General features: G+C 49.7%; 26 protein-coding genes and 1 tRNA gene. 22 read left to right on the forward strand and 5 right to left on the reverse strand.

The genetic code is table 11. The features are described from left to right. The 4 genes from NFS31_RS11315 to NFS31_RS11330 all read left to right on the forward strand — a co-directional run. Window positions 1-626: transposase (locus NFS31_RS11315; protein ID WP_251494957.1), on the forward strand; the 626-nt coding region annotated here is incomplete at its 5' end. A gap of 2 nt (window positions 627-628) precedes the next feature. Then, entirely contained in the window at window positions 629-772 is a 144-nt protein-coding gene (locus tag NFS31_RS11320) for a hypothetical protein (RefSeq protein ID WP_251494960.1), read from the forward strand. An 85-nt stretch (window positions 773-857) separates the two neighbouring features. After that, window positions 858-1,748 (forward strand): DUF3881 family protein, encoded by an 891-nt coding sequence (locus tag NFS31_RS11325; protein WP_251494963.1) that lies wholly within the window; start codon window positions 858-860, stop codon window positions 1,746-1,748. Window positions 1,749-2,173: 425 nt separating this feature from the next. Beyond that, window positions 2,174-2,247: transfer RNA gene (locus tag NFS31_RS11330), tRNA-Arg, on the forward strand. A gap of 213 nt (window positions 2,248-2,460) precedes the next feature. Here NFS31_RS11330 and NFS31_RS11335 read toward each other — a convergent pair. Then, entirely contained in the window at window positions 2,461-3,888 is a 1,428-nt protein-coding gene (locus NFS31_RS11335; protein WP_251494966.1) for a site-specific integrase, read from the reverse strand. Between the two features lie 20 nt (window positions 3,889-3,908). After that, the gene (locus tag NFS31_RS11340) at window positions 3,909-4,118 is read right to left on the reverse strand and encodes a helix-turn-helix domain-containing protein (protein ID WP_251494970.1); all 210 of its coding nucleotides are present in this window, start codon (window positions 4,116-4,118) and stop codon (window positions 3,909-3,911) included. A 762-nt stretch (window positions 4,119-4,880) separates the two neighbouring features. Between NFS31_RS11340 and NFS31_RS11345 the strand changes: the two genes are divergently transcribed. The 14 genes from NFS31_RS11345 (at window position 4,881) to NFS31_RS11410 (ending at window position 21,455) form a co-directional block, all read left to right on the forward strand. Next, window positions 4,881-5,084: a hypothetical protein gene (locus NFS31_RS11345; protein WP_251494972.1), complete on the forward strand. Its 204-nt coding sequence runs from the start codon at window positions 4,881-4,883 to the stop codon at window positions 5,082-5,084. 11 nt (window positions 5,085-5,095) lie between these two features. Beyond that, the gene (locus NFS31_RS11350) at window positions 5,096-6,301 is read left to right on the forward strand and encodes a hypothetical protein (protein ID WP_251494974.1); all 1,206 of its coding nucleotides are present in this window, start codon (window positions 5,096-5,098) and stop codon (window positions 6,299-6,301) included. 311 nt (window positions 6,302-6,612) lie between these two features. Beyond that, window positions 6,613-7,968, forward strand: a complete 1,356-nt coding sequence (locus NFS31_RS11355; RefSeq protein ID WP_331482596.1) for a YqaJ viral recombinase family nuclease — start codon at window positions 6,613-6,615, stop codon at window positions 7,966-7,968. A 36-nt stretch (window positions 7,969-8,004) separates the two neighbouring features. Then, window positions 8,005-8,178, forward strand: a complete 174-nt coding sequence (locus NFS31_RS11360; RefSeq protein ID WP_251494977.1) for a hypothetical protein — start codon at window positions 8,005-8,007, stop codon at window positions 8,176-8,178. A gap of 4 nt (window positions 8,179-8,182) precedes the next feature. After that, window positions 8,183-10,459 carry an SF1B family DNA helicase RecD2 gene (gene recD2 / locus NFS31_RS11365; protein WP_251494980.1) on the forward strand — a complete coding sequence of 759 codons (2,277 nt, stop codon included), beginning with the start codon at window positions 8,183-8,185 and terminating at the stop codon, window positions 10,457-10,459. Between the two features lie 67 nt (window positions 10,460-10,526). Then, window positions 10,527-12,110, forward strand: a complete 1,584-nt coding sequence (locus NFS31_RS11370; protein ID WP_251494983.1) for a hypothetical protein — start codon at window positions 10,527-10,529, stop codon at window positions 12,108-12,110. 53 nt (window positions 12,111-12,163) lie between these two features. Then, window positions 12,164-13,783 (forward strand): YodL domain-containing protein, encoded by a 1,620-nt coding sequence (locus NFS31_RS11375; RefSeq protein WP_251494985.1) that lies wholly within the window; start codon window positions 12,164-12,166, stop codon window positions 13,781-13,783. A 79-nt stretch (window positions 13,784-13,862) separates the two neighbouring features. Next, complete coding sequence (locus NFS31_RS11380; protein WP_251494988.1) at window positions 13,863-14,825, forward strand: Cas9 inhibitor AcrIIA9 family protein; 963 nt, start codon at window positions 13,863-13,865, stop codon at window positions 14,823-14,825. Window positions 14,826-14,837: 12 nt separating this feature from the next. After that, a complete protein-coding gene (locus NFS31_RS11385) occupies window positions 14,838-16,853 on the forward strand; it encodes a PcfJ domain-containing protein (RefSeq protein ID WP_251494991.1) in 2,016 nt (671 codons plus the stop codon). A 75-nt stretch (window positions 16,854-16,928) separates the two neighbouring features. Continuing rightward, a complete protein-coding gene (locus NFS31_RS11390; RefSeq protein ID WP_251494994.1) occupies window positions 16,929-17,252 on the forward strand; it encodes a hypothetical protein in 324 nt (107 codons plus the stop codon). Next, the gene (gene ligA / locus NFS31_RS11395; RefSeq protein ID WP_251494997.1) at window positions 17,253-19,268 is read left to right on the forward strand and encodes an NAD-dependent DNA ligase LigA; all 2,016 of its coding nucleotides are present in this window, start codon (window positions 17,253-17,255) and stop codon (window positions 19,266-19,268) included. It abuts the gene before it with no gap. Between the two features lie 94 nt (window positions 19,269-19,362). Beyond that, the gene (locus tag NFS31_RS11400; RefSeq protein WP_251495000.1) at window positions 19,363-19,989 is read left to right on the forward strand and encodes a hypothetical protein; all 627 of its coding nucleotides are present in this window, start codon (window positions 19,363-19,365) and stop codon (window positions 19,987-19,989) included. Between the two features lie 142 nt (window positions 19,990-20,131). Then, on the forward strand, window positions 20,132-21,046 hold the full coding sequence (locus NFS31_RS11405) for a ParM/StbA family protein (protein WP_251495001.1): 915 nt from the start codon (window positions 20,132-20,134) through the stop codon (window positions 21,044-21,046). Window positions 21,047-21,050: 4 nt separating this feature from the next. Further along, window positions 21,051-21,455 carry a hypothetical protein gene (locus NFS31_RS11410; RefSeq protein ID WP_251495004.1) on the forward strand — a complete coding sequence of 135 codons (405 nt, stop codon included), beginning with the start codon at window positions 21,051-21,053 and terminating at the stop codon, window positions 21,453-21,455. Between the two features lie 14 nt (window positions 21,456-21,469). On the opposite strand, the gene NFS31_RS11415 is transcribed toward NFS31_RS11410, so the two are convergent. Further along, window positions 21,470-21,814, reverse strand: a complete 345-nt coding sequence (locus tag NFS31_RS11415; protein WP_251495006.1) for a helix-turn-helix domain-containing protein — start codon at window positions 21,812-21,814, stop codon at window positions 21,470-21,472. Between the two features lie 159 nt (window positions 21,815-21,973). Between NFS31_RS11415 and NFS31_RS11420 the strand changes: the two genes are divergently transcribed. After that, complete coding sequence (locus NFS31_RS11420; RefSeq protein WP_251495009.1) at window positions 21,974-22,312, forward strand: hypothetical protein; 339 nt, start codon at window positions 21,974-21,976, stop codon at window positions 22,310-22,312. A gap of 86 nt (window positions 22,313-22,398) precedes the next feature. On the opposite strand, the gene NFS31_RS11425 is transcribed toward NFS31_RS11420, so the two are convergent. Next, window positions 22,399-22,650, reverse strand: coding sequence for a helix-turn-helix domain-containing protein (locus NFS31_RS11425; protein ID WP_251495012.1), 252 nt, complete (start codon window positions 22,648-22,650; stop codon window positions 22,399-22,401). 124 nt (window positions 22,651-22,774) lie between these two features. Here NFS31_RS11425 and NFS31_RS11430 point away from each other — a divergent pair, with 124 nt between their 5' ends. After that, window positions 22,775-23,065 carry a hypothetical protein gene (locus NFS31_RS11430; RefSeq protein WP_251495014.1) on the forward strand — a complete coding sequence of 97 codons (291 nt, stop codon included), beginning with the start codon at window positions 22,775-22,777 and terminating at the stop codon, window positions 23,063-23,065. A 165-nt stretch (window positions 23,066-23,230) separates the two neighbouring features. On the opposite strand, the gene NFS31_RS11435 is transcribed toward NFS31_RS11430, so the two are convergent. Then, window positions 23,231-23,668: a DUF3879 family protein gene (locus tag NFS31_RS11435; protein ID WP_251495017.1), complete on the reverse strand. Its 438-nt coding sequence runs from the start codon at window positions 23,666-23,668 to the stop codon at window positions 23,231-23,233. A 256-nt stretch (window positions 23,669-23,924) separates the two neighbouring features. Here NFS31_RS11435 and NFS31_RS11440 point away from each other — a divergent pair, with 256 nt between their 5' ends. Next, window positions 23,925-24,578, forward strand: coding sequence for a hypothetical protein (locus tag NFS31_RS11440; protein ID WP_251495020.1), 654 nt, complete (start codon window positions 23,925-23,927; stop codon window positions 24,576-24,578). Next, entirely contained in the window at window positions 24,571-25,245 is a 675-nt protein-coding gene (locus NFS31_RS11445) for a hypothetical protein (RefSeq protein WP_251495021.1), read from the forward strand. Before NFS31_RS11440 ends, NFS31_RS11445 begins: the two co-directional genes overlap by 8 nt. Window positions 25,246-25,267 lie beyond the last annotated feature (22 nt).

Here is a 25,267-nt window from a genome sequence, read left to right on the forward strand (position 1 = left end):
TCCGATGGATTGGCTGCGATGCGGCATACGGGAATGACCATGCCTTTCTTGACGGGCTGAAACTGCCGGAAGGGGTATGGTATTTTGCGGCAACAAACGCAAAAGAGCAGGTATTTCCCGAATACCCTCAGATGTGTTACCCGGAAACGAAAAGGGGCCGCCCCAGAAAACATCCGGTATTGTCCACTAAGCCGGTATCGGTACGTGAAATCGCAGAGGACAGTTCCGTCCCCTGGGAAAGCGTTGTACTGGCAGAAGGAGCGAAGGGTCCGATCCTTGCAGAGAGGAAATATATGCGCTGTTATTCCTGCCGTAAAGACGGGAACCGCAGTTATGTGAAGCCGGGGCCGGAAATATGGCTTTATTTAAGGAAATATGCAGATGGGGAAGTAAAATATTTCGTTTCCAATGCCCCAGGAGGTCTGGCTGTCCAGGAACTGGACAGGGCAGCAACCTTAAGATGGCCCATTGAACAATGCTTTGAAGAATGTAAAAGCAACCTGGGAATGGGACATTATGAATGCCGGAGTTACCAGGGCTGGAAGCGTCATATGCTGTTTGTGATGATAGCGCATCTGTTTACGATTTATATACGGGAAATCTTTAAAAAAAAGAGATTCCATTGACCATGCCGATGGTAGTAAAGCTGATGCATGGAATTATAACCTATACAGTTACGAATATGAAAGCGATTGTATGTTACTACATACGCAGGAACCATTGTGCCTATCTGGCTCATAGAAAGACCACGCTTTCAAAAAGTTCGCTGTAGTACTAGGAATTGGTATAACAAAATTTGTGGCGAATGTATATAATACAGAAGAAACGGAAATTTTTGATAGAGGGTGAAAGAGAGAATGCATAAATTTTTGCGTGCTGCGGGATTCAGCATGTATCAGAAAAAGAGAGATATTAATATTTTGCTCCGTTGTCTTTCAAAGGAGGCGCGCTGCTCCAGGTGCTTCCAGATTGACAGGGAGACGAGTATTTATGAGTTAAAGACAGAAATTGCGGACGGGATTGGTATCGCAATGTATGGGGAGTTGGATGATAAGGATGAACTGGAGATCGAGTATTATTATCCATATCTGCTCAATAAAGAGGTAACTTCAAAGGCGGATTGTTCGATTCAGCGCCATACGGAAAAGGAGACTTATGCGGGGCTGCTGGATGAGTATAAGGTGGGGATCTCGCTTATTTTCTATTTGCTGAATCCGATTGAATACCGGGAGAGGCTGATGAAGGGGGACAGCAGGGCCAGAGTGGAATCGGCCAGTCTGTCTGCTTTTTCGGTGTATGGAAAAGTACTTCTGCCTGTCAATAAAACGGCAAGGCAGATTGAAAAGGCCAAGGTGGCGTCGCGTAACCGCGATAATCTCCTGGAGGCCGCTAAAAATGGCGATGAAGATGCCATGGAGTCGCTGACGATTGAGGATATTGATCTTTATTCGCAGGCTTCGCGCAGGGTGGTGAAGGAGGATATCTATTCGATTGTGGATACTTGTTTTATGCCCAGCGGAATTGAGTGCGATCAGTATTCTATTTTGGGGGAGATTAAAGATGTTGCGCTGAAGAAAAACAGGATTACCGGGGAGGAAATCTATGATATGATGCTGGAATGTAATGATCTGTATTTCAGGGTTGGGATAAATAAAATGGATCTTCTGGGAGAGCCGGCTATGGGAAGGCGGTTTAAAGGGAAGATATGGATGATGGGCACTGCGAATTTCAGGGACAGGAGAATTTGAGGATTGCGGGAATTTGTTGGGGGGATTATTGGTGAAGGTTTGTATGTGGATTTGGTGTGAAAATATGGATTGAAAGTTGGTATGAAATATAATATAAAAATTTATATCATATTTTTAAATTATACTTGCTTTATTTTGAAAAATAGATTATAATAATTCCGATATGGTTTAATTGAGCTTGTGAAATAAGAGATTTTTTTATAAAGTTTTTATTGTTCTGGGGCGCATGGTTTGGTTGAATAGAGTGATCGTTTCCTAGTTATCCCGCTCATCAGAGTCCGTGGAGGTAAAAAAGCTCTTTTCATAAACTTCATATCGTTCGAGTCCTCGTAGCTCAGCTGGATAGAGCACACGCCTCCTAATATCCCGGTCATCAAAGTCCGTGGAGGGTAAAAAGCTCTTTTCATAAACTTCATATCGTTCGAGTCCTCGTAGCTCAGCTGGATAGAGCACACGCCTCCTAAGCGTGGGGTCGGAAGTTCAAATCTTCTCGGGGACGCTGAAATGCCGTAACTTCAAGGGTTGCGGCATTTTTGTTCCTTCAGGGATTCCAACATAACCTCCTTTCGTGGCTGCATTTTCAATCTGCCGCCTGTGGGGATAGTCCTAAAAGGAATCGAACCCCCTGGCGGGAAAAACAAGGTCTGCTAATCATTTTGCTAATCTTTACTTTTATGTACTCCCGTTGCATCCCATGTTATCCTGTGTCGTATCATGCACCGAGCATCTTTTTTGCAAGCTGCGTCATGATCTGGTCGCCGTACTGTTCGATGAATTTCTGAGTGAAAGCGTCCATCGCCTGCGGGGAAGATTCCAGCTGTTTCATCATAACGTCCGGGTTGGGCACGGAGTCGCCCTCTCCCTGGAGGCTGCGCTCCACGGGGCACATATCGGGGTTGGCGTAAAAAGCCGTCTCAAATTTCTGTGCGTTGATCTTGCGGTCTTCGTCCAGGATATGCGCATAGATTTCCGTGATCATGTCAATCTGTGCATGGCCGGTATCTCCCTGGGTGGCTTTGAGATCCCCTTTGTTCAGTTTCAGCTTGTAGGTCGTGCTGGAGTGGCGCAGGGAATGGAATACCACATTGGGCAGGCCGGCAGACTTTTTAAGGCGTTCAAACTGGTTGCCGATGATGCGGTCCTCGCAGGGCCTTCCCGTTTCCTGAGCCAGTACCAGGTTGTAGTCTGTATAGTCCGACCCCATGAACTCTTTCAGCCTGTCCTGCTTTTCTTTCCAGTCGCGCAGGATAAGGGCAAGGGTTTTGGGAAGCCATACCTTACGGATGCTGCTTTCTGTCTTTGGTTTTTTCAAGACAAGCCTGGTGGATGATTTGCCGCCCATCAGCCTGGGGAATACAAAAAGGATATCCTTTTCCCCAAGTGCGTCAATCGCCCTCTGGTCAACACGGGTAAGTTCCTTTTCAATCCATACATATGCGTTATCGTTTGCAATGTCTTCATCTGCGATGTGGAGGCAGTCCCAGGTCAGACCGGTGATCTCCCCCATCCGCATGGAGCAGGCAAAAGCCAGATTGATTGCAATGTAGAGTTTCCCATCCTGGCAGTTGTCGAGAGCCTGGCGGATGGTATCCGCCGTCCAGATTGCCCGGACTTTCTTTTCCCGTTTCGGCAGGTCGGCATCCTCAAACGGATTTTTGCCGATGATATCCCACCGCACTGCCTGATGGAAAGCGCACCGGAGGAGCTTGATAATCTTTTCGATGGTGCAGGGCGTCACATACTCCGTTTTTGCATGACGATACGGAGTGTTTACAGGGGCTGTTTTCTGGAGCTGCTGGATATATTTATCCACAGTCCTTTTGTTGATGTCCTGGACAACAAGGTTTCCAATCAGCGGATTGATATAGTTGTTGATCAGCGCCGTATTGCTGGCATAGATCGAAAGGCCCCATTTCTTTTCTCCATAAAGATCAACAAACTCCTTTAAGAAATCTTCCACCGTTGTTGTATTGGGCGGGATAAAAGTTCCGTTATCAAGTTCGGCTTCCACCGCTGACTTCCTTTTCCTCGCCTCCGCTTTGGTGCTGAATGTTTCCCATTTCTGTCTTTTCTGCCCTTCCTGATCTGTATAGGTATAGACAACGGCATGTTTTTTTCCTCTTTTTTGAATTGATGCCATATATGCAGGCTCCTTTCCTGTTAAATGTTATTATCTCCATCAAGCCATTCGTCAAAGGATTTTCTGGAGATTCTCAGCTTTTTGCCAATACGAACTGTTTTGAATGCATTTGCAGAGCACAGTTTGTAAATGGAACGTTTGCTTACGCCGAGAATCTCTGCCGCTTCCGCAACAGAATAACTCCTTTTTTCCGAATCGGCATTTGGAATAGCGTTTCTATGTTCAGCCACAATGTCCTCCTTTCTGTGTGGCTGGAAAGAGCCTACGGTTTCTTACACATATATAACTTACGATTTTCAGCCAGCCACTGCAACAAAAAATAAAAACAACACGTTCTAATTCTAAAAAAATCAGTTTTTGTTTCCGCATGACACCCTGGGCCACTTCCTGCGCCGGAGTTCCCGCCGCGTATTTCCAGGCCGTGCTGTGCAGCGATTAAGCAGGGGCAGGCTTTTTACGGCAGGCCTGTCCCATACACCTGTATAACTCCCAGTACCATGCTGTGAAATTGTCAATGTACACTCTATGGCATCTTTTTCTGAATGACCTATACAATAATAAAATAGGGTGGAAATCATATATTTCTGCAAGAATCGAAAATTTTTTTAAATTTCTTTTAAACCATATACAGTTTCTTTTCATTGACTGATTCCATATCCTGTGCTACACTTCCATTGTAATTGATTTTTGTGCGAATTCATTTATGGAAATACAGCCGGAAACGTCTGTATGCGGTTTAGCCCCGCATTGCACACGCTGTTAAGTTTGTATGATTGTGCCAGCAGTATCACTACGTCCTGTGAGTGATATACCGCTGGTTTTTATTTTGGAAAATTTAATTATCTCTTTTCAGAGCAGGAATGACACGGGTTCACAGGAAACTGCGGACGCCAGGAATAAGAAAGTCATTCCTGCTTTTTTGCTGCCTGAAAGCCGGAAGGCATATAAGGATACAACAACATTCACAAGGAAGAAAGGAAGGTGGAGAGCGATTGCAGAAAGTAAGATGGCTGGATCAGGACTGTAACAAATGCGGCAGGCAGCTAAACAGCTGGGATGCCCGGTTATCAAAAACCCTGGCGTACAAATACCCGTGCTGTGAATCCTGTATTGCCGGGGAATATGATATGTCGGCAGAAAGGCTGCGGGATCGCATGGAAGACTATTTTGGTATGCGTCCCTGCCAGGGACTGTAAGGAGGAACAGAATGAGAGAAAAAGAACATGAGGAATACAATGCTCTGACAAAACGGCTGCTGGAGGAAGGATATAACGCAGAGCACCATCCGGACTATGTAAGGGTTGACGTACCCATGTGGCAGGAAAAGACCCTTGATAATTATGATGGGGGCTTTACCTATGAACGGCGGTGGATATTTGAGCAGACCTTTAAGACGCCCTGCGGCCTGCAGTGCAAAGGGCTCCAGTGCCACAGCAACATGAGTTACATGGGGATTGAGTGGACTTTTGAAAATGATATGGCTACCATCCACTGCCCTTATGAAAAGAAAGAATGTAAGCTGAAACATGAATATCTCCAGGAGCATGGCGTACTCCGGTATGACTGCGAGGTCCATATGACGGGGGAAGAATACTGTTATGAAGGGAGTGTGGAGCATATCCTGAAACTGCATGACGATGAGATACGGAGGCAGGAGATCAGCTTCGGACTGCAGAAGAAAGGACGTGTCTGCCGGGAGCATATGCGGTTCAACCGGGATACGCTGGAATGGGAGATGAACTATGACCCTTATGACTGCGGACGGAACAGGTGTGCAGGGATGTGCCCGGTTCTGGGGCATGAACTGGATAAGAAAAGGGGGAATGTATTTTATGATGTAAAGATATCCTATCTCAGAAATGACCTGAACGGCACGCTGTTTGAAGGACAGGTGGACACCCGGATCATCAAAGGAAAAAAGCTCTTTGACCATCCGGTAAGCATGGATATCTGTAAGATATGCGCCAGGCTCTGCCAGGACAGGATAAAGGAGAAAGTGCGGAACCACTATTTTACGGAACTCTTTTTTTCTGAATACCACGGCCGGTATTTTTCCTTTGAGATCCAGAACGTCCGTGCAGAGCGCAGGGAGAGCCGGGATCTGATGCAGGACCTGGAAGATATCCGAAATGGAATCCAGATCGTGCATGCTTCCGATATGGAAAAACGGGATTCAGAGGATAAAAGGGAGAGACGGCGGCAGTCACGGGAGTCCGCAGTCAGGCGCCTGGAAAAGAAACTGTTGGAGAACGGATATGAGAGCCTGGAGGAATACAGCACAGAGCGGCGCCATGCAGACAAATGGCTGGGGCCAGAAAGGATAGCGGAACTGGAAAAGATGCGCCAGCTAAAAGAAAAAGAGAAAAAAGAGCAGCCGGTACAGCTCTCGCTGTTTGATCTGGAAGTTTCATAAGATACAGGAAGATTTTACAGGATGCAGTGTATCTCATTAGATGATGTATAAAATAATTTTAAAAACACTATATATAGTATTGATTACTTGACTAAATCAATATCTTGTGCTAAACTGTCCTTGTAATTGATTTTTGTGCGTACCCGTATGGGAAATGCAGTCCGTTCAGACTGTATGCGGAATACTGTCCGCATTGCACACGCTGTTAAGTTTGTATTTTTGTGCCAGTAGTACCATTATGCCCTTTGGCTGGTGGTGTACTGGCTTTTTTATGTTAAGGGATTACTTTCCCTTTGAGAGCGGAAATGACTATGGTTCATGGAAATCCATGGACGCCAGGGATTTGGCAGATGGTCATTTCCGCTTTTTACTATTCTGTTGCCCAAACGCCGATTAAGGCTTTGAGGATAAAACATTTTAGAAAGGCAGGTAGAACGTATGAGTACAAGAAAGAAACAGGCCGGCAGGAGCTGGCAGAAACAGGCGGCAGGATACCCTTTCAGGGATATCGCTGCACAGAAAGCAGACAGCCAGTACTGGAAGAACTGTACCAGGATCCGGACAGTAAACTTCACGCACAGGGCCAGAAGGGGGGCGTGACCATGCCCGATACAAACATGGAAAGGGAAAGGCACAGCCCACAGGTGCTTGTGGATACGGAAGACCTTACCCGGGAAGAATGGCTGGACTGGCGCCGCCGCGGGATCGGCGGCAGTGACGTCTCTGCCATTATCGGGATCTCCCCTTTCCGTACCGCACGGGATATCTACTATGACAAGCTGGGTATTGCGGCGGTGGAGGAAGACGAGGGGAACTGGGTGGCCATGGAAATGGGCCATCTCCTGGAAGACCTTGTGGCAAAGATCTTTGAGCGCAGGACAGGGCTTGACATCTATCAGATCAAAAAGATGTTCCGGCATCCCCTTTATCCGTTCATGCTGGCAGACGTGGATTACTTCATCACCATGCCGGACGGGACGAAAGCCATCCTGGAGATCAAGACCACCAACTACAACGCAAAAGACCTCTGGTGGAAGGACGGCAGGGAGGCCGTGCCGGTCTACTATGAGGCACAGGGCAGGCATTACATGGCCGTGATGGATATTGACCGTGTGTTTTTCTGCTGTCTGTACGGCAACACGGAGGATGAAACGATTATCCGGGAGATCCACAGGGACATGGCCTATGAGGAAGAGATGGTATTTCTGGAACAGGAATTCTGGGACAGCTATGTGAAGAAACAGGTCCCGCCGCCCTACCTGGAGGACGGGGATGTGATCCTCGCCAGCGCCAGGCAGTATTGCGGCCGGGCAGACAAGGATGCCGATGCCATTGTCCTTAGTGGGACCATGCCGTCTACCCTGATGCGGTATATGCAGCTCCAGGAGCAGAAGAAACAGTCGGATAAGTATTCCAAAAAGCTGGAGGCCGATATCCAGAGGCTGAAAGCGATCCTGGCTGCGGAGATGGGGACCAGCTGCAGGGCTGTCTGCGATATGGGCGGGAGCCGGTACACGCTGACATACAACCCGGTCCGCAAGATGATGGTTGACAAGGACAACCTGATGCGGCTGAAACTGCAGTACCCGGAGATTTACGAGCAGTTTGTAACGGTATCGGAATTCCGGACCTTCCATGTAAAGGTCAGTTCCGTGGATGCCGCCTGAAAACAAAGAAAATGGCAGAGAAAGGGTAAAGTGAACATGAAAAGAAAAACATGGATACTGGGGGGCATAGGGGGATTTTTCCTGCTTCTCCTGATAAGGGATGCATTCCGGCTGATGCGCCTGGGATGTTATCTGGTACTGTATCCCCTGCTGGGCGCTGTCCTGGCAGTCATTGCGGGCCTGCTTATGTTATGGCTTTTATGGAGGTGAGAGAATGGGCATTATAGCAACGTATGACGGGAAGATCTTCCACAACCCGTCAAATAAATTCTGCATTGTCATTATGAAGACCGAAGATACTTCCGTCCCGGCACAGGCGAGGGATAAGAGACGGTATGGGGACCACCTGATTCGTTTCACCGCCGTGGGCTATGAGATCCCCATGACGGATGCCGTGGAGCTGGAACTGGACGGGGAATGGGTAAACGGGAAGTACGGCATGCAGCTCCAGGTGGAGCAGTGGCGTGAGGTCGTACCGAAAACAAAGGAGGGCGTGCTGAGTTATCTTGGTTCCGGCCTCATCAAAGGGATCGGGGAGAAAACGGCCGCTGAGATTGTGGCAAGGTTCGGCACCAATACGCTGGACGTACTGGAAAAGAACCCGGAACGGCTTTTAGAAGTCCGGGGGATAACGGAAAACAAACTGGAAGACATCCGGGCTTCTTTTGCGGAGAGCCGGGCGCTGCGGGATATCATGACGCTTCTGGCGCCCTTTAAGCTGACGCCGAAGACAGCCCTGAAGATCTACCAGTATTTCGGGCCGGCCTGTCTGGATATTTTGAAAAAAAGCCCTTTTGAGCTGTGCCAGATGCCGGGCTTTGGGTTCCGCAGGGTGGACGCCATTGTAAGGAAGACCGATAACCGTCCCCGTGACCCCATGCGGATCAGGGGCGCGCTCCACTGTACATTGGATGAGGCGAAAGGGAAACAGGGGCACCTGTTCCTGGGAAGGGAAGAGCTGCGCAAGGCAGCGTTTAAGATGCTGAATGAAAAGATCCCGCTTCCGGAAATGCGCGTGCGCCCGGAGGAAGTGGAGCAGGAACTGGACGTCATGATCTTAAGCGGCTCTGTGGTCTCCATGAGGGACAGCATCTACCATCCGAACGCCTTTGCGCAGGAGGATGAGACTGCCAGCCGGGTCGCAAGGATGCTGGCGGAGGAAAGGCCGCCGATGAAGGATATCTCTGCTGTCATTGAAACAGTCAGGGCGGAGCAGGGGCTTCGGACTTCCGGGAAACAGGAATCCGCAGTGCGGACAGCATTCCTTTATAACCTGTCCGTGATCACCGGTTCACCGGGTACGGGCAAGACGACCGTGCTGAAGATTATTTTGGAGGTTTACCGCAGGATTTATCCAGACGGGAAGATTGTCCTGATGGCGCCTACGGGCCGTGCAAGCCGCAGGATGGCGGAAAGCACCGGGTTTGATGGGGCGTGTACCATGCACAGCGGGCTCGGCCTTGTCAGTGAAGAGGACGAGGGCAGCCGGACAAAAAAGGAAGACAGCCTGGATGCGGATCTGGTCATTGTGGACGAGTTTTCCATGGTGGATATGTGGCTTGCGGGCAAGTTCTTTTCCGCACTGAAGAAAGGGGCGAAGACTGTCCTGGTGGGCGATCCGGACCAGCTGCCCAGTGTAGGCGCGGGGAATGTATTTAAGGAGCTGATCCAGTGCGGCCTTGTGCCAGTCACGGTGCTGGATGAGATCTTCCGCCAGGCAAAGGACAGCCTGATCGCCCATAACGCACGGTTCATCCATGACGGCAGCACCAAGCTGTACTATGGGAATGATTTTCAGTTCCTGCCCTGTGGCAGCCAGGCGGACGCGGCAGCGGCCATCATTGACAGATACTGTCAGGAGATTGAGGGGAATGGGATCGAGCATGTGCAGATCCTCTCGCCATTCCGGACGGAAGGGGCGGCATCCTCAGACCATCTGAACGCTGCCATCCGGGAGATCGTGAATCCGTTCCGGTCCGCAGAGGACGAGGTCCGTATCGGGCCAAAGACGTTCCGTGTGGGCGACCGGATCATGCAGACCAAGAACACGGATAAGGTGTCCAACGGCGACCTGGGATTTATCCGCTATGTGGAGGATACGCCGGAAGGGAAACGGATCGGCCTGGACTTCGGGGAGGACCGGAGCCTGGAATACAGCACGGAGGACCTGGTGAACCTGGACCTTGCCTATGCGACTACCATCCATAAGGCCATGGGCTCCGAGTACGATATTGTGCTGATGCCGGTGCTGAAAGCACACTACGTCATGCTCTACCGGAACCTTCTGTATACCGGGATCACCAGGGCAAGGAAACGGGTAGTGCTGGCAGGCGAAAAGAGCGTGCTGTTCATGGCCATCCACAAGAATGAGATCAGCAAAAGGAATACCCTTCTGGGAGAGCGCATCCGCCTGTATTACAAGGCTTATGCGAAAAGCGCCGGGATTGCGGTGCCAGAGTTCCTGGAAGAAAAACTGAAGGCAGCAGGTTAAAAATGGGATGCAGGTGCAGAAATCGCACGGGGTATCCCTTATTTATTTAATGAAAGGAGTTTTATCCATGAATAAGAATGAACAGACAGCAACCATGTATGAGAGCATCCCTGCGGTGGCAGAGCTTAACAAAGTGCCGGGGTTTAACCCGCTGAAACTGCTCCGCCGCATTATCTCCCCGGAAAACGGGGAGGAAATGCTGCAGCTGGATCTCCGCTATAAAAAGTTATGGTTCCGGCTTGCGAACCCCAAAGGCCGTATCCGCCTGAACGCCCTGCGCATCACGGAGCAGATGGCGATCTATGAGGCACAGGTCTTTCTGGAGCGTACGGATGAAAACCCCATTGGCAGCTTTACTTCCAGCTGTACGAAGGAAGAGGCGCCGGGAGGGCAGTATATCCAGGCGGCGCAGCATGCGGCTATGGATGAGGCGTTATCCGATGCAGGCTTTGGCATCCAGTTTGCCGATGTGGGCATGGACGCGAAAGGGAGCCATTACGGGAGCAGGGTTCCTTTCAATGGAATCTCCCAGAAGAAAGAAACAACTGCTTTGGCTGGCACAGCTGCGGTTTCCACAGAAGGGAAACAGCCGGATACGGCACCTGCCAGAAGTACGGTCACAGCGTTCCCGGCTGCAGCGGAAAAGAAAGAAACACCGCAGCAGGAAAAGCCGGCACAGACCTCCGGGCTGCCCATTCAGGGCGCAAAGGTGGCGGTAAATACTGGGCCTGCGGGAAACAGTCCGGCACAGCGCACAGATGCAGAGACAAAAGTTCCCCTTGAAACAATGACAGGGAATGGAAAGCCTGCAGCAAGTCTTCCGGCTGGTTCCCAGGGCGGTACAGAAAGCCTTCCGGCAGGCCCGGAAGAAAGCTTCGGAACGCTCCCGGTACAGTCCGGTGTCACGAAGAAGATGGAAGGGCAGCCTTTGTCTTCCACACAGGAACCGTCAGGACAGCCCTCTGCAGGATCAGCGCAGACCGTGGAAGCAGGTGGAGAAAGTAAAACGGAACCGTCAGCCAGGGTCCAGGAGCCGGCTGAAAACAGCAGTCTGCCGGTTGGACCGCAGACAACAAAGGTTCAAGGAACGGCGCAGCCTGCCGGAACCGGGGAACTGCCTGTAGGGGCAGGGGAACCGGAATCCCTTCCCGTACAGAAAAGCGCAGGAATGCCTGCGGCGGGAGGAACGGGGAACAGCCTTCCTGTTTCCGAAAGGAAGGATATGGAGGAAGATACAGGGAAAGCGGTACAGGGCATGATGGCGCTGTTAGGCGGGCAGAATATTTCCGCAGAGACGGCCACATCTTCCAGTGGAAATGCCGGAAGTGTTGAAAATGTGGGAGCCGGTTCCCCGGCATCAGAAGTCCAGGAGCTGCCTGTTTCCATGGAAACGGCACAGGAAAAAACAAACGCCCGATATACCCCGGATATGCCTGTGGAGGAGATCGTCAAGCTGATGACCTTTGAAGAAGCAGGAAAGGTGGTAGTGGATACCGGCGTCTGCAAGGGGCAGACCATTGCGGAAGTGGCAGAACGGCGCCCGCCCAGCCTGAAGTTCTATCTGTACGGCGGTTACAGGGGGGATAACAATATCCTCCGCGCGGCGGCCCAGATCATGCTGGATTCCCTGGCTGTAAAAAAAGCCGGGTAAAGGCAGGCAATGGAGAGCGCTAAAGGAGACAGCAAGGAAGGAGGGTGCAGGCAATGGGCTCGTTTTCACAGGATTTCCCGTTTGGGATCATGGATGTGGTGGAGCTGCTGCATTTGCGCATCCGGCGCAGGCAGGCGGACAGTGCCTATACGGACTGCCCGTTCTGCGGCGACCGGAGAGGAAAGATGAATGTCAACTTTGTCAAGAACGTGTGGCGGTGCAACTACTGCGGCGAATACGGGGGGATGCTGAACCTGTACGCAAGGGTCAACAATACCACCAATTCCGAAGCCTATCAGGAAATCTGTGACGCGCTCCAGGCGGGGGATACTTCCTGGGGATATGGGCAGGCAGAGAACATAAATTCCGACGCTGGGGTTCCGTCAGGGAGCCTTTGCGCCGGCAGCCAAAAGGAAACCGGGATTTCCCAGGCGGAACGTGTCGGCCCCCAGGAAATACACCAGACCTATTCCCTGCTGCTGGAAATGTTGTCCCTGACTTCCGCACACCGGGCGCACCTGCGCTCGGAGAAGCGGGGGCTTTCGGATGAACAGATCGACAGCCTGGGATTTAAGAGCACCCCGCCCTATTTTCTGTGCCGCTCCCTGACAGAGAGGCTGATTAAGCAGGGCTGTAAGGTGGAGGGCGTTCCGGGGTTTTATCTTCATGAGGGCGGATACTGGACCGCAAAGTTCAGCAGCCGTACAGCGGGCATCCTGATACCGGCCATCGGCATTGACGGGCTGATCCGGGGGATGCAGATCCTCCTGGACGTACCCTTTAAGGACAAGGACGACCCGCCGGAGAAAGCCGGGACGAAATATATCTGGCTTTCCTCCTCCACGAAAAATATGGGGGTCACATCCGGGAGCCCGGTGCATTTTATAGGGAACCCTTTTGCCCGGACCATCTATGTCACGGAGGGAATACTGAAAGCGGATATTGCCCATGTGCTGTTAAACCGTTCTTTTGTAGCGGTGGCAGGGGCAAACAATGTGGCGCAGCTGGGGCCTCTGTTCGCTTTGCTGGCACAGAACGGCACGGAACTCATTATCGAGGCCCACGACATGGACAAGTACAGCAATGAGATGATCGCAAAAGGAAGCTCCAAAATCTACCTGCTGGCAAGACAGCAGGGCATGGAGTGCCGGAGGCTGACCTGGAATCCCAACTACAAGGGGATTGACGACTGGCAGCTTGCGCTCCGGAGAAAAAAACAGCAGAAAGAAGGTGGAGACCAGAATTTACAGAAAGGCCGGGCGTTTTTTTGTCAGGAGGGAAAAGAACTGTCAAAGGAGACCTTGGATTTTCCCCACTGCAGATACAGGTTCCGCATTTACCAGCTTTGCTTTGACGCAGGCCAGGAGACCATCCCATTTGCTTTTAAGGGAATCCGGGATCTGCACAAAGCCGGGTATGAGCAGCCACCGGCTTCGGAATACCGGCTGGTGTGCGATTCGGAGCTTGCCTGCCCGGAAGAATGGAAAGATACGGAAATACTGGAACAGATTTCGGCATATTACGGAAACCAGGTGCCGGAAGGCTACAGAGGACGCCCCCTTGCATCTTCGGATGTGGTGGAACTGGACGATGGAACAGGCCGCCGCTATTTCTACATAGACGGCAGGACATTTGAACCTGTGCGCTTCTCCCCCTTTCTTGCGAAAAAATGAAAGGATGGAGGCGGACAGCGGCAATGGCATGGAATGGGATTACCCGCTCTATGCCTTTTTTGACGAAAGGAGAGCAGATATGAGTAGTGCATTTGAGGATATGAACATGGAAGTGTGTATGGAAGAAACCCCTTTTGAGGAGGCAGGAGATCCCGGAAAGGGAGAAAACGGGCTGCCCGATGGTTTTATGGACAGCATGGATGCGTTTGGGGAGAACCCCTTTGATTCAGACGGGCAGGAACCGGATGCGGCTTCTCTTCCGACCCAGGAAGAAACTGTTTCAGATGGAGCGTGGGAGGACGCAGAAGAAAGCGACGGCCCGGAAACCGATGGAGAAGAAGAAACTGGGGAGCCGGAAAATGAGAGAGAAGAAAACTCTGATGCGGAAGAGCAATCAAAGGATAAAAAACGTGCGGAGCATGAGGCGGCAGAGGCCAGACGGAAAGCGGAATGGGAGGCCAGGCAGCAGGCAAAGAAGGAAGCCGAACAGGTACAGCTTGCCAGACTGTCTTCCCTGAGTGACGAAGAAGTGACCGCACAGGCCATGAAACGTGTGGGAGCCGATACGGAAAGGCTTACCCGCCGGAATATGAAGGAGTGCGTATCAGAGTATATCCAGACTTTATGCCTGGAGGACCCGGATTTTTCCAGACTGACCATGCATCCCCGCAAGACCATGATCCACTGCTTTTTCTATATCAACCGGAAAGCCAGGGAGTTTGTGGAGCAGGAGATGAAGGATAATGATATCAAGCCGGAAAACGGCGTTTATGGAAGTGACGTGCCGGATGATCTGTGCTATCAGTGGGCGGAGGAATATTTCCGTGATCCGGACGCAAAGGAAGATCAGGAAAAGGAGGAGAAGTTTGTTCCCAAGGCATATAACGGAAAATCCAATGGGAAGGCCAAAAGCACAAAAACTGCGGGAAAGAAAAATACAGGGAAAGAGAAGAATGGGAAAAAGGAGGAAAAGAAACCGCAGGAGAAAGGAGCAGATGGCGGGCAGTTTGAACAGATGACTCTGGCAGGCATTGCAGGATAGGGGGAAATGCAGATGAAGATAAATAAAAGAGAATGCCGGAAATTTGCAGATCCGGGGTTGAAAATGAACCGGAATCACGGGCTGCTCCATGCGGAGGAAGTGAAGTACATTGTGCGGACAGCAGTGAAAAATATTGGTAAAAAACGGCTTCTGGTATTGTATATCTATCTGCGGGAGCAGGCGGCAGCAGGTAATTTTAAGCCTGTCTGGACCATGTTTCAGAGCAGGACAGAGTACGTCACTTTATGCCGCAGAGAGGATGGAAGCACCCGTTGGAGTGCGGCCGCCTTTTGTAACCTGCAGAGGGATTATGATTTCAGTAGGCGGTGTGCCTTTTATATGACCGGCGATGAGGAACGTGTGACAAAGTTTTGTAAACGAAAAGTCGCTAAAGGCTTTACCAGCCTGTATTTTTTGCAGAGTGACATCAGCGAAAAAAGACAGCGGGAGCGGAAATTAAAAAAGGAAAAAGAAATCCGTGAGAGAATGAAGGCAGTCCCTGCCCTTCCCAGAAATATCAGGAAGATGATTGACCGGGAGATTATGCCGCACTATCTTTTTTATTCTTATAACAGAAAGAGGACGGATATGGAGGGATTCTGCAGCGCATGTAAAACCGAAGTTCTTGTGACAGGCGTGAAACATAATGAAAAAGGGGTATGCCCTGCATGTAAGGCGAAGGTAACCTTTAAGAGCCGTGGAAAACGTGGGATGATCATTGACCGGGATACACTGCAGGTCATTCAGCGCACTTCCGGAAACGAAATTGTAGTGAGGTTCCTTAAAAGGTATTCTCAGTATGGGGATGAAAGGAAACCGTATATAAGTGTTTATGAGAACGCCAGGACATTCCTTTCCTGGGATGATACCGGGAAAACTTCCGAAGAATGCTATTATTACAGCTATGGAAACAGGAACAGCCTTACCCCGTGGCAGCCGGGCAGCCGCCCCGTATTCAGCAGGTGGCAGTACAGCTTTGAAGCTGACCAGACAGGTTTCCTATATGAGAAAAACCTGGATAAAGTGTTAAAAGGATCGCCGTGGCAGTATTCCCAGTTAAAAGAATTCTATCTGGCGGAAAAGGAACCCCTTTATGCCATCAGTTATCTGGTGCAGTACAAACGCTATCCTATGCTGGAGTATCTGGTAAAGCTTCATCTGTACCGCCTGGCTGAAAGTGTTGCGTTTGGCAATCATTATTATAGTTCAGATTCTGGTTTTAATCCAAATGGGAAGAATTTAAAGGAAGTGCTGGGGTTCGATAAAGCCCATCTCCCTATGCTGCAAAGGGTAAATCCGGGGCTGGGCCAGATGAAACTGATCAAAGCGCTTATTCATGCGAATGTGGAACTGGATGAAGAACTGCTGCGCTGGTGTGGAGATTATAGTATCAGCAGGCCAGAAAATATACTTGTTCCATTAAAGCATATGACTCCCTATAAGCTGGTGAAGTATGTAAATGAACAGTATGCCAGGTTTTGTAAAAAGAGCCCCTATCAGAGTAGCGGGTATTACCAAATGGAAGATATCCTGACAGATTACCGGGATTACCTGTGCATGAGCGAAGGGCTGGAATTAGATCTGAAAAACAGTTTCGTCCTTTTTCCGGCTGATTTAAAGAAAGCCCATGACAAGGTGAATGATGTTTCGGACAAAGAGCAGGCCCTGGTCTATGACAGGCAGATACAGAAACAGTTTGAGGAGATGAATCAGCAGTATCATTTCGTAAAATATGGGTTTGCGGTATTCCTTCCCCATACTGCAAAGGAGATTCTGGAAGAAGGGCAGAACCTGCACCATTGTGTAGGAAGCTATGTAAAGAAGGTTGTTAAGAGGGAAAGTACCATCCTGTTTGTCCGGAAAGCCAGTGAACAGAGTAAATCTCTCTGTACCGTTGAGATTCAAAATGGAGAATTGGCGCAGGCCCGTTGTTATGGCAATCAGGCCCCTTCCCCCGCAGTCAGGAGATTTCTGGATGTATGGGAAAAAGAGATTCTGCATGCCCCCGCACTTGCGGTTGCTGCGTAGGTAAGAAAGCGGATGTCTTTATGGCATCTGCTTTCTTTTTATAAAGTTAAACATTGAAACGAAAAGGAGATAAGTATGGTAAAAAATCTGAGCCAGTTGAAAAAGACTTTGAAGAAGGGAACCTGCTTCGAGATCACCGCCCACTGCCGCCCGGAATACGTGGGACAGAAACGGAAGGTCACGGTGGCAAATACCCAGGGGTTTTACAGTATCGTGCCGGAGGAACCGGGCTGCAAGGTCACCCTTGCCAACAACGGGAAGGGGTCTGTCCTCTGGTGGAGCAACGCCCCGTTCTGGGAATTTGAGAACGGGATCTGTAGTATATACTGCAATGATAAAGAACACACGGAAAAGTTTTTAGTTATGTCATTCCGCATCACAGGACAGGAGGTGGCTTAAATGGCACAGAACGCATGGGAAAAAATACAGGCGCTGACCGCACAGTTAAACCGGTACAGGGATGAATACTATAACAGCAATGCCCCATCCGCATCGGATGAAGTCTACGACAGAATGTATGACGAGCTGGCAGCATTGGAAATGGAAACAGGGATATGGATGACGGATTCCCCTACCCGGACTGTGGGGTTTCAGGCAGTCAGTGATCTTAAAAAGACAGACCATCCGATTCCGCTGCTCTCACTGAACAAAACGAAAAGCGTAGAGGAATTGGTTTCCTTTGCAGGGGAGCATCAGATCCTTTTGATGTTAAAACTGGACGGCCTGACGGTCAAGCTGACTTACGAGGACGGGAAACTGATTGAAGCTTCCACCCGTGGTGACGGGGATACCGGAGAAGTAATCACCCACAATGTCTGCGGCATTTCCGGGATACCACAGCACATTCCCTACAAGGAACGTCTGGTGGTGAGCGGGGAGGCTTTCATCCGTCCCAATGATTTTTTGAAGCTGCAGGAAACTCTGACGGACAGCAATGGTGAGCGTTACAAGAACGGAAGGAACCTGGCTGCCGGCTCCGTGCGCCTTCTGGATGCGGCAGTCTGCCGGGAGCGGAAAGTGATGTTCATGCCCTTTGCCGTGGTGGAAGGGTTTCCGGAACTGGAAACAAAGTCCCAGAAACTGCGGAAACTTCCGGAACTGGGTTTCCATGTCTGCAAATTTGTCATCAGCAAGCGGAAACTGACCTGCCAGGAGATGGCGGACGGCATTGCAAAGCTGCGACAGTTCGCAGAGGCCAGTGATATCCCCATTGACGGGATCGTGGCATCCTACAATGACATAGCCTTTTCCCGGTCTTGCGGCAGGACAGGGCATCACTACAAAGATGGGATGGCCTTTAAATTCGAGGACGAACTCCACGAAACAAAGCTGCTCTCCATTGAGTGGAATCCTTCCCGTTCCGGGGAGATTTCGCCGGTGGCGGTTTTTGAGCCGGTGGTGATAGACGGATGCGAGGTATCCAGGGCAAGCCTGCACAACCTTTCCTTTATCGAGGGGATGGAGCTGATGCCCGGCTGCCGGATACTGGTCAGCAAGCGGAACATGATCATCCCCCATGTGGAGGAAAATCTGGACCGCGGCCGCTTTGTCATGGGGCAGGCCGTACCGGAAAGGTGCCCCTGCTGTGGGGAGCCTGCCCGCATCCACGAGAGCCGTTCCGTGGAGAATGGGAAAGATAAGATTACTAAGACTCTGTTCTGCGACAACCAGAACTGTGAGACCAGGCGCCTGCGCCAGTTCGTGCATTTTGTCAGCCAGAAAGCTATGAACATCGAAGGTCTGTCCGAGGCCACTCTGGAGAAATTCATTGGAAAAGGGTGGATTCACACCTACATGGATATCTATGGGCTTGACAGGCACAGGAACGAGATTGTAAATATGGAAGGCTTCGGGGAGAAATCTTGGCAGCGCCTGTGGGATGCCATCCAGGGCAGCAGGAATACCACCTTTGAGCGGTATCTGATTGCAATGGATATTCCTATGGTGGGAAATACGGCCAGCCGGACCCTTGCCGGGGTGTTCCACAGTGACCTGGAGGAATTTGAGGACGCGGTGCATCACCAGTATGATTTTACGCAGCTCCCTGATTTCGGGGATACCCTGCACAACAATATCCATGAGTGGTTTTATGATGAAGAAAATCTGTATGTATGGGAGGTATTACAGCAGATGTTACATATCGAAAAAAGGACAGCGGAAAATAATACGGCCGCAGTAAGGGAGAATCCTTTTGTGGGGATGAATGTCGTAGTGACCGGAAAGGTGGAACCCTATACCCGCAGCGGCATCAATGAAAAGATTGAATCCCTGGGCGCCCATGCCGGGAGTTCGGTGAGCAAAAAGACGGATTACCTGGTCTGCGGGGAGAATGCCGGGAGCAAGCTGGCAAAGGCAAGGGAGCTGGGGATAACAGTTCTGACGCCGGCCCAGTTTTTCCAGATGGCAGGCGAGTGAAATACCCCTTAACAGGCTGCGGCCAGAAACAAGTAAATCATAGCATACGGGGGAGAGAAAAGAGGCTCTCCCCTGTTTGGAAGGAGGCTATAAGATGAATAACAGGACGATGATAAAACTATCCGCATCCGAGGACTGCATTACCCTGCGGACGTTCTCTAAAGATTGCCACTCTCCCCAGGGCTTTGTCCTTACGGAGAAAGAATTGCTGGAACTGGAAGAAAGAAGATATATGACGGTATCTGATATCCGCTCCTTTGCAAAAGTGTCATTACGGAAGTCTTTCGAGCAGGCGGAGATTCTGGAAATAGAATTTACCTGGCTCAGTGACGCAGGGGGAGGGAAGGTGTCCGGCAGGACGGAAACAGTACGGCTTTCCTATGAGAAATTTAAAGCTTCCATAACGCAGAGCCGGGAGAATAGCATGCAGATAAAGATGCTGTCCTTAGAGGAAAACGGCAGGCCAAAGATTGAGTTCCAGAGCAGAAGAAACCTGAAAGCAGTGGCGGAGACAAAGGCATTGCGGAAAAAACTGGGGAAGTTCCTGGCAGACCATTTCCTGAGATGGAAAGGCAGCAGGCAGATCACGGTGTATGATGATTTTGAACCGTACAGCTTTTTCTTCCAGGAACAGACGCCCTATGGGAACGGTATCTGCGGAGGTGTTATCCTCCACGGCCGGGAGAATCTGGAAAAGGCGTACTATGGGATACATACCTGACCGGATGGACAGGACAAGTTAAGGTGTAAAAAACAGGATACGGCAGAAATAATGCTGCCGGTCCTGTTTTTTTATTTTTGTTGGGAAATGCGTATCTAATGCGTAAGTAATAAGTATAAAGAAAAAAAGGAGATGAAAAACTATGTTAATTGCAATCGACCACGGGAATAAACAGATGAAGACGATCCACAGCAGGCCCTTTGTGTCTGGGCTAATGGAGAGCATTACCAGACCATTCGGCAGCGACATCCTGGAATACCAGGGGAAGTTTTACACGCTGTCAAACCAGAGGATTCCTTATAAGAGGGATAAGACAGAGGACGACCGCTTTTTTATCCTTACCCTGTTCGGAATTGCGGAGGAACTCCATTTAAAGGAGAGGTATGGGGAAGAAGTGGTGCATGTCTCTCTTGCAGTGGGGCTTCCGCCAGCACATTACGGGGCGCAGAACCAGTCCTTTATACGGTATTTTTCCAACAGGGGCATTGTAAACTTCCAGTACCGTGACAACCCGTATACCATCTATATTGAGGATGTGCGCTGCTATCCCCAGGCTTTTGCGGCGGCCGTGACCATGATGGACAGGCTGCTGGACAAGCCGAGGGTGCTTATCGTAGATATCGGCGGGTTTACGGCAGATTACCTGATGATGCGTTCCGGACGGGCGGATCTGAGTATCTGCGATTCCCTGGAAAACGGAGTGATCCTGCTCTATAACCGGATTCGGACGAAAGCAAACTCAGAATTTGACATCCTGCTGGAAGAAACGGATATTGACGGTATCTTAAAGGACGGTGAGAGCACCTATGCCCCGAAAGTTTCCTCCCTTGTGGAAAAGCTGGCGCAGGATTTTGTAAATGATCTGGCAAACAGCCTGCGGGAGCGCATGCTGGATCTGATGTCCGGCATGGTGGTATTTGTGGGCGGCGGCGCCATCCTTCTGCGCCGGCAGATTGAAGCTTCCGGGAAGGTGGGAAATGCTTTATTTGTGGAGGATATCAATGCCAATGCAAAGGGGTATGAATTTCTCTATAAGATGGAAACGGCAGGCAGGTGAGCTTATGGGTGGAAAGAAAGACCGGGAGCGGTTCAGTATCAAATTTAATGAAAATGATCCGGCCCATGACGCCGTGATACGTCTGCTGGAAAAACAGGGGCCGCGCAGCAAGGCGCAGTTTCTTGTGAATGCGGTCCTCCACTATATCAACTGCCCGGAAACACCGGATATTGCCATTCCCCAGACCATAGACAGGGCGGCAATCGAAGAAATCGTTGCGGAGATTCTGGCAGGGAAAGGAGATATAAGGCAGAACAGCTCCAGGTCAGATGCAGGCAGGGAGCATATGGAGGAACGGGGAACCATAGAACCAAAAAGGAGAACAGAGAAAGAAGAACCTCAGAAAGAAATGGATCAGGCAACCTTTGCGCTGATTGCAGATACCATGTCGGCGTTTCGGAGCAGCTAAAAAGCACAGGGAGGTCATTTTCCGCTCTGTGCTTCCCTTTCTTCCAGTGCCAGGATAAAACTGTTGATAATATCCTCCAGATGGCGGTATTGTATGGGAGGAAGGTCTGAAATTTTGGTGAGCAGTATGGAGTGGTCACTGGCATTTGTTTCACCAAGGAGCAGGTAGTCGGTGCTGATGTCAAGGGCGGAACATACCCGGATAATATTTTCCGGGCGGAGCGCTTTTTTGCCGAGTTCTGCCGAGGAAACAGTCTGCGGGGTGATGCCTGCTTTTTCTGCCAGTTCCTCCTGTGTCATGCGGAGCTGTTTCCTGCGGCCCAATATGCGGTTGCCGATCTGCCTTAATAAGTCATCCATTCCCTTGCCTCCTTGCTTGCTATGGACTAATTTTATCTGCTATGGCATAAATAATTAAGCGGTTATAGTTGATAAAACTCTCCTATGATATGTATAATGAGCAGTAAGGGTAAAAATATAAGGAAATGTGGAAAATATAACAGAAAAAGGAGAAGTGAAATGTTAAATGATGTATGGATGAAAATTGCCCAGTTTTTAGGAACTTTGAACGGGGAGAATGTAAAGCGTGAAAGCTATGTGCTTACCCCGGAATTTGAAGCGGCTCTGGAGGCATGGAAGGAAACGGAGCAGGAGTGGGAAGTGTTTCTGGAAACCCTGCCTGCAGAAGAGCAGGAGAAGGCAGAGGAAATGAAAGAGCGCCTGGAAGATTTTGCGTCTGCCCAGGAGAAGCGTGCCTACATTCAGGGCTATGCGGACTGCGTGCAGGCACTGTACCACATGGGGCTTCTGAAGGAAAATGAAGGGCTGAAATGGGCGGAGAAGATGGATATACATTGAGAAATGCCTATGGAAAAAAGGGGATTAAACTAAAAACGGCATAAGGAACAGGATACCATCTATAGACAGGCAGTGGCATCCTGTTTCTATTTTTCTGCCCCATCAATCAGATAAGCATAGCTGACGCCCAGCACCTGTGATAAGGCCCGAAGTTCAATATCTGTTACATACCGTTTGTTGGTTTCAATACGTGTAATTACATTTTTGTCCATGTCATAACCGGCAAGCTGCAGCTTATGGGCAAGATCCCTCTGAGAGAGTCCCTGCTGTCTGCGGAGTTCAATGAGCCGGCTGCTGACCAGATTCTTTTCTCCTGATGATCCTGTTGGTTTTGGCATAGTATCCCTCCGTCTGTCGAAAAGTGTCGAGAAGTTTGTCTCACTTTTTGCACCGCCACTATTGATTTTAGTTGAATTCCATATTAAAATCGGTTGTAAAAGTGAGACAAAAGGAGGATGTAATATGTTGAAGGAACAAATTTTTGATAAGATGAATGGATTTTTGACAGAAGGATTACTTTCGCTGCTGGAACCGTGTGCCATTGAGGATGAATTTGCCGAGGGAAAAGAGTGCTGCCTTCTGTATGAAGGCATCTATCGGGCAGAACGGAATCTTTGCGAGCGTTTTGGGGAAGATGAGAATGAAGATGTGGAAACTATTTTAAACAGCATGGAAAAGATCGCCAGAATACTCGCCATGAAGATGTATGAATATGGAAAAAATGAGTGTATGGTCAAGGCTGCTAACCAGTAATAGAAACATGGAATGGATCAGTAATGGTTCATTTAAAAAGAGCAGAAAAGGATATGGCCTGTCATAACAGGGGCTTTATCCTTTTTTAGTGCAGCGTTAGCTTAAAATAAAAAGGGGCAGCACCAAGAATGCTGCGCCCCATTCAGATATTTTGTTCCAAAGAAGTTATATCAGTATATCCACGCCCTGCTGATAACCGTCCAAAATGCTGGTGTCAAAAGGTTTTCCCCAGTCCCAGTCCGGGTCCTGTTGGTGGACGTATTCGCCCAGACGGGCAGCCTCGCTGTGAAACAGCTCATTCAGTGTCCAGGATGCACTGAGCCGTTGTTCCGGCGCCAGAGACATGGTGTAGTCCCGGATGACCTGGCTGATGTCCTCGCCATCGCTTACCCCGTAACCATTTTTCATGTGGTCGAAAGCCATCTGCCTGACTTGCTGTGCCACATCATTGTCCACGGGAACGATTTTCCGGTAATCACCTGCATTGTTCAGACTCATGCCGGGTGTGCTGTAGGGATTGACATGAGCTTTGCCCTGTGTTTTTTGAGAAATTTCACTAATCCGTTGATGCTGCTGATTTTGTACGATCTGCGTGATTGTCATAGAATAACCTTCTGTCTGATGTCTGTTAATATAGAAAACATGGCACTGCCGGCCTTTTGGGAAATTTTTAGTCTTATTTGTTATATCGGTATTTTGTGATAGAAGTTAATCATTCTGTCAAAAACAGAAACGGGAATGCTGTAAAGAATATCAAGGCACGCATGTAAACAGGGATTGTTTATGCCAGCTGGAAACATGCCCTGAATTGTGATAGAATACGGTATAGTAAAAAAGCGGATGTGAGAGGTGAGAACAGTTGAAAAACAAAAGGGATATGATCGGGATTTTTTTGATCTGCGTTATGATGATTTCTTTGGGATTGGCGTTTGATCCGGAGAAAGACCAGAGGTATCTGCCTTTTTTGATAGATATGGCTTTTGTGACGCTGATGTTCTTTCTTATGAAGATCAACCGGTTCAACTTGAAAAGGCAGCATAAGACCTTTTTCTTTTTCTTTGCTTCACTGGCGGAGATGCTGTGGCTCGGATGGGTTGGCGTGACATTAAACTGGCCGTTCACTTTGGGCTTTATGGGAGCGGTCTGTGCTGCATGGTTTCTGATAAACCTCGTCTATATCTATCTGCGCCAGAGGCGGGTGGTGGTCCGGTGGAACGCAGCCTATTCAGCCTGGAAGTCCGGGGGCAGCGCGGAGGAGTATCTGAAAGAGATGGAACAATGCGAGGCAAAGATACAAAACGATACGGGCATCATGCTTGTATATGGTGGCATTCCCTTGAACGATTATATCACGGTACATAAGATCTATTTGTTGAAAGAAATGGGACGGGATTGGGAATGCCTTGAACTTCTGAAAAGCACTCTGCCCAAAATCAAGAACCTGGAGGTGCAGAAAGCCCTTTCGGTAGCAGAAACGGAAATCACAAAGAAGGAGGCCGGACAACATGGATAAGATCGGGCAGCTTATTGAGAGCGGCTTTTTCGGCGGGATTGTAATTGCCGCTACATTTTCTGGAGCTGCTGTTTTTCTTTATCTGATTTATCGGTTGATAAAGTTCTTACAGCCCAAAGAGGTGCGGCAGGAAGAGCAGCGGATTCTTTCCCACCGTTTTTATAAGGTTTCCGGGCGTGGCAGGGTTTCTTATCTCATACTCTGCCTGGAAGAAGCCCTGTTGTTTTATGGACAGGATTTTTCCGCCTGGGAACGGATATTGCGGGAATTGTGGTCTGTCACGAGCCGTTCAGAGGGTGACTGGATTGGAACCTGGTTGGATTCCGTGGGGGAGCTGCTGTCCGACCGGATACTGACAACCGCCCCGCCATTTTCTGATGATATAAGAGAAATCCGGGACCTCTATACACGATTCGGCACAAAAATGATTCTTGTGAATGCTTTAATGGAGAATGCTTATACAATGGTCTGTGAATGGTCGCCTGACACGGTTGCCCATAATCCTGATTCGCTCCATTTCATAGATGAGGCGGAGGAAATGATGGAAAAATGGGGTGTGCCGCTCCCGGCAGATGAGGCCGTCCGGTTTCTTTTAACCCAAAAGGACTTTTCCCTTGGGAAGCCTTTTGACGGCCTGCGCCTTTCACATCTGTCAAAGGAATCTTGAAACAAAGACAAACAACCGTGGA

This window comes from Otoolea muris (assembly GCF_943193115.1).
Classification (GTDB): Bacteria; Bacillota; Clostridia; order Lachnospirales; family Lachnospiraceae; genus Otoolea; species Otoolea muris.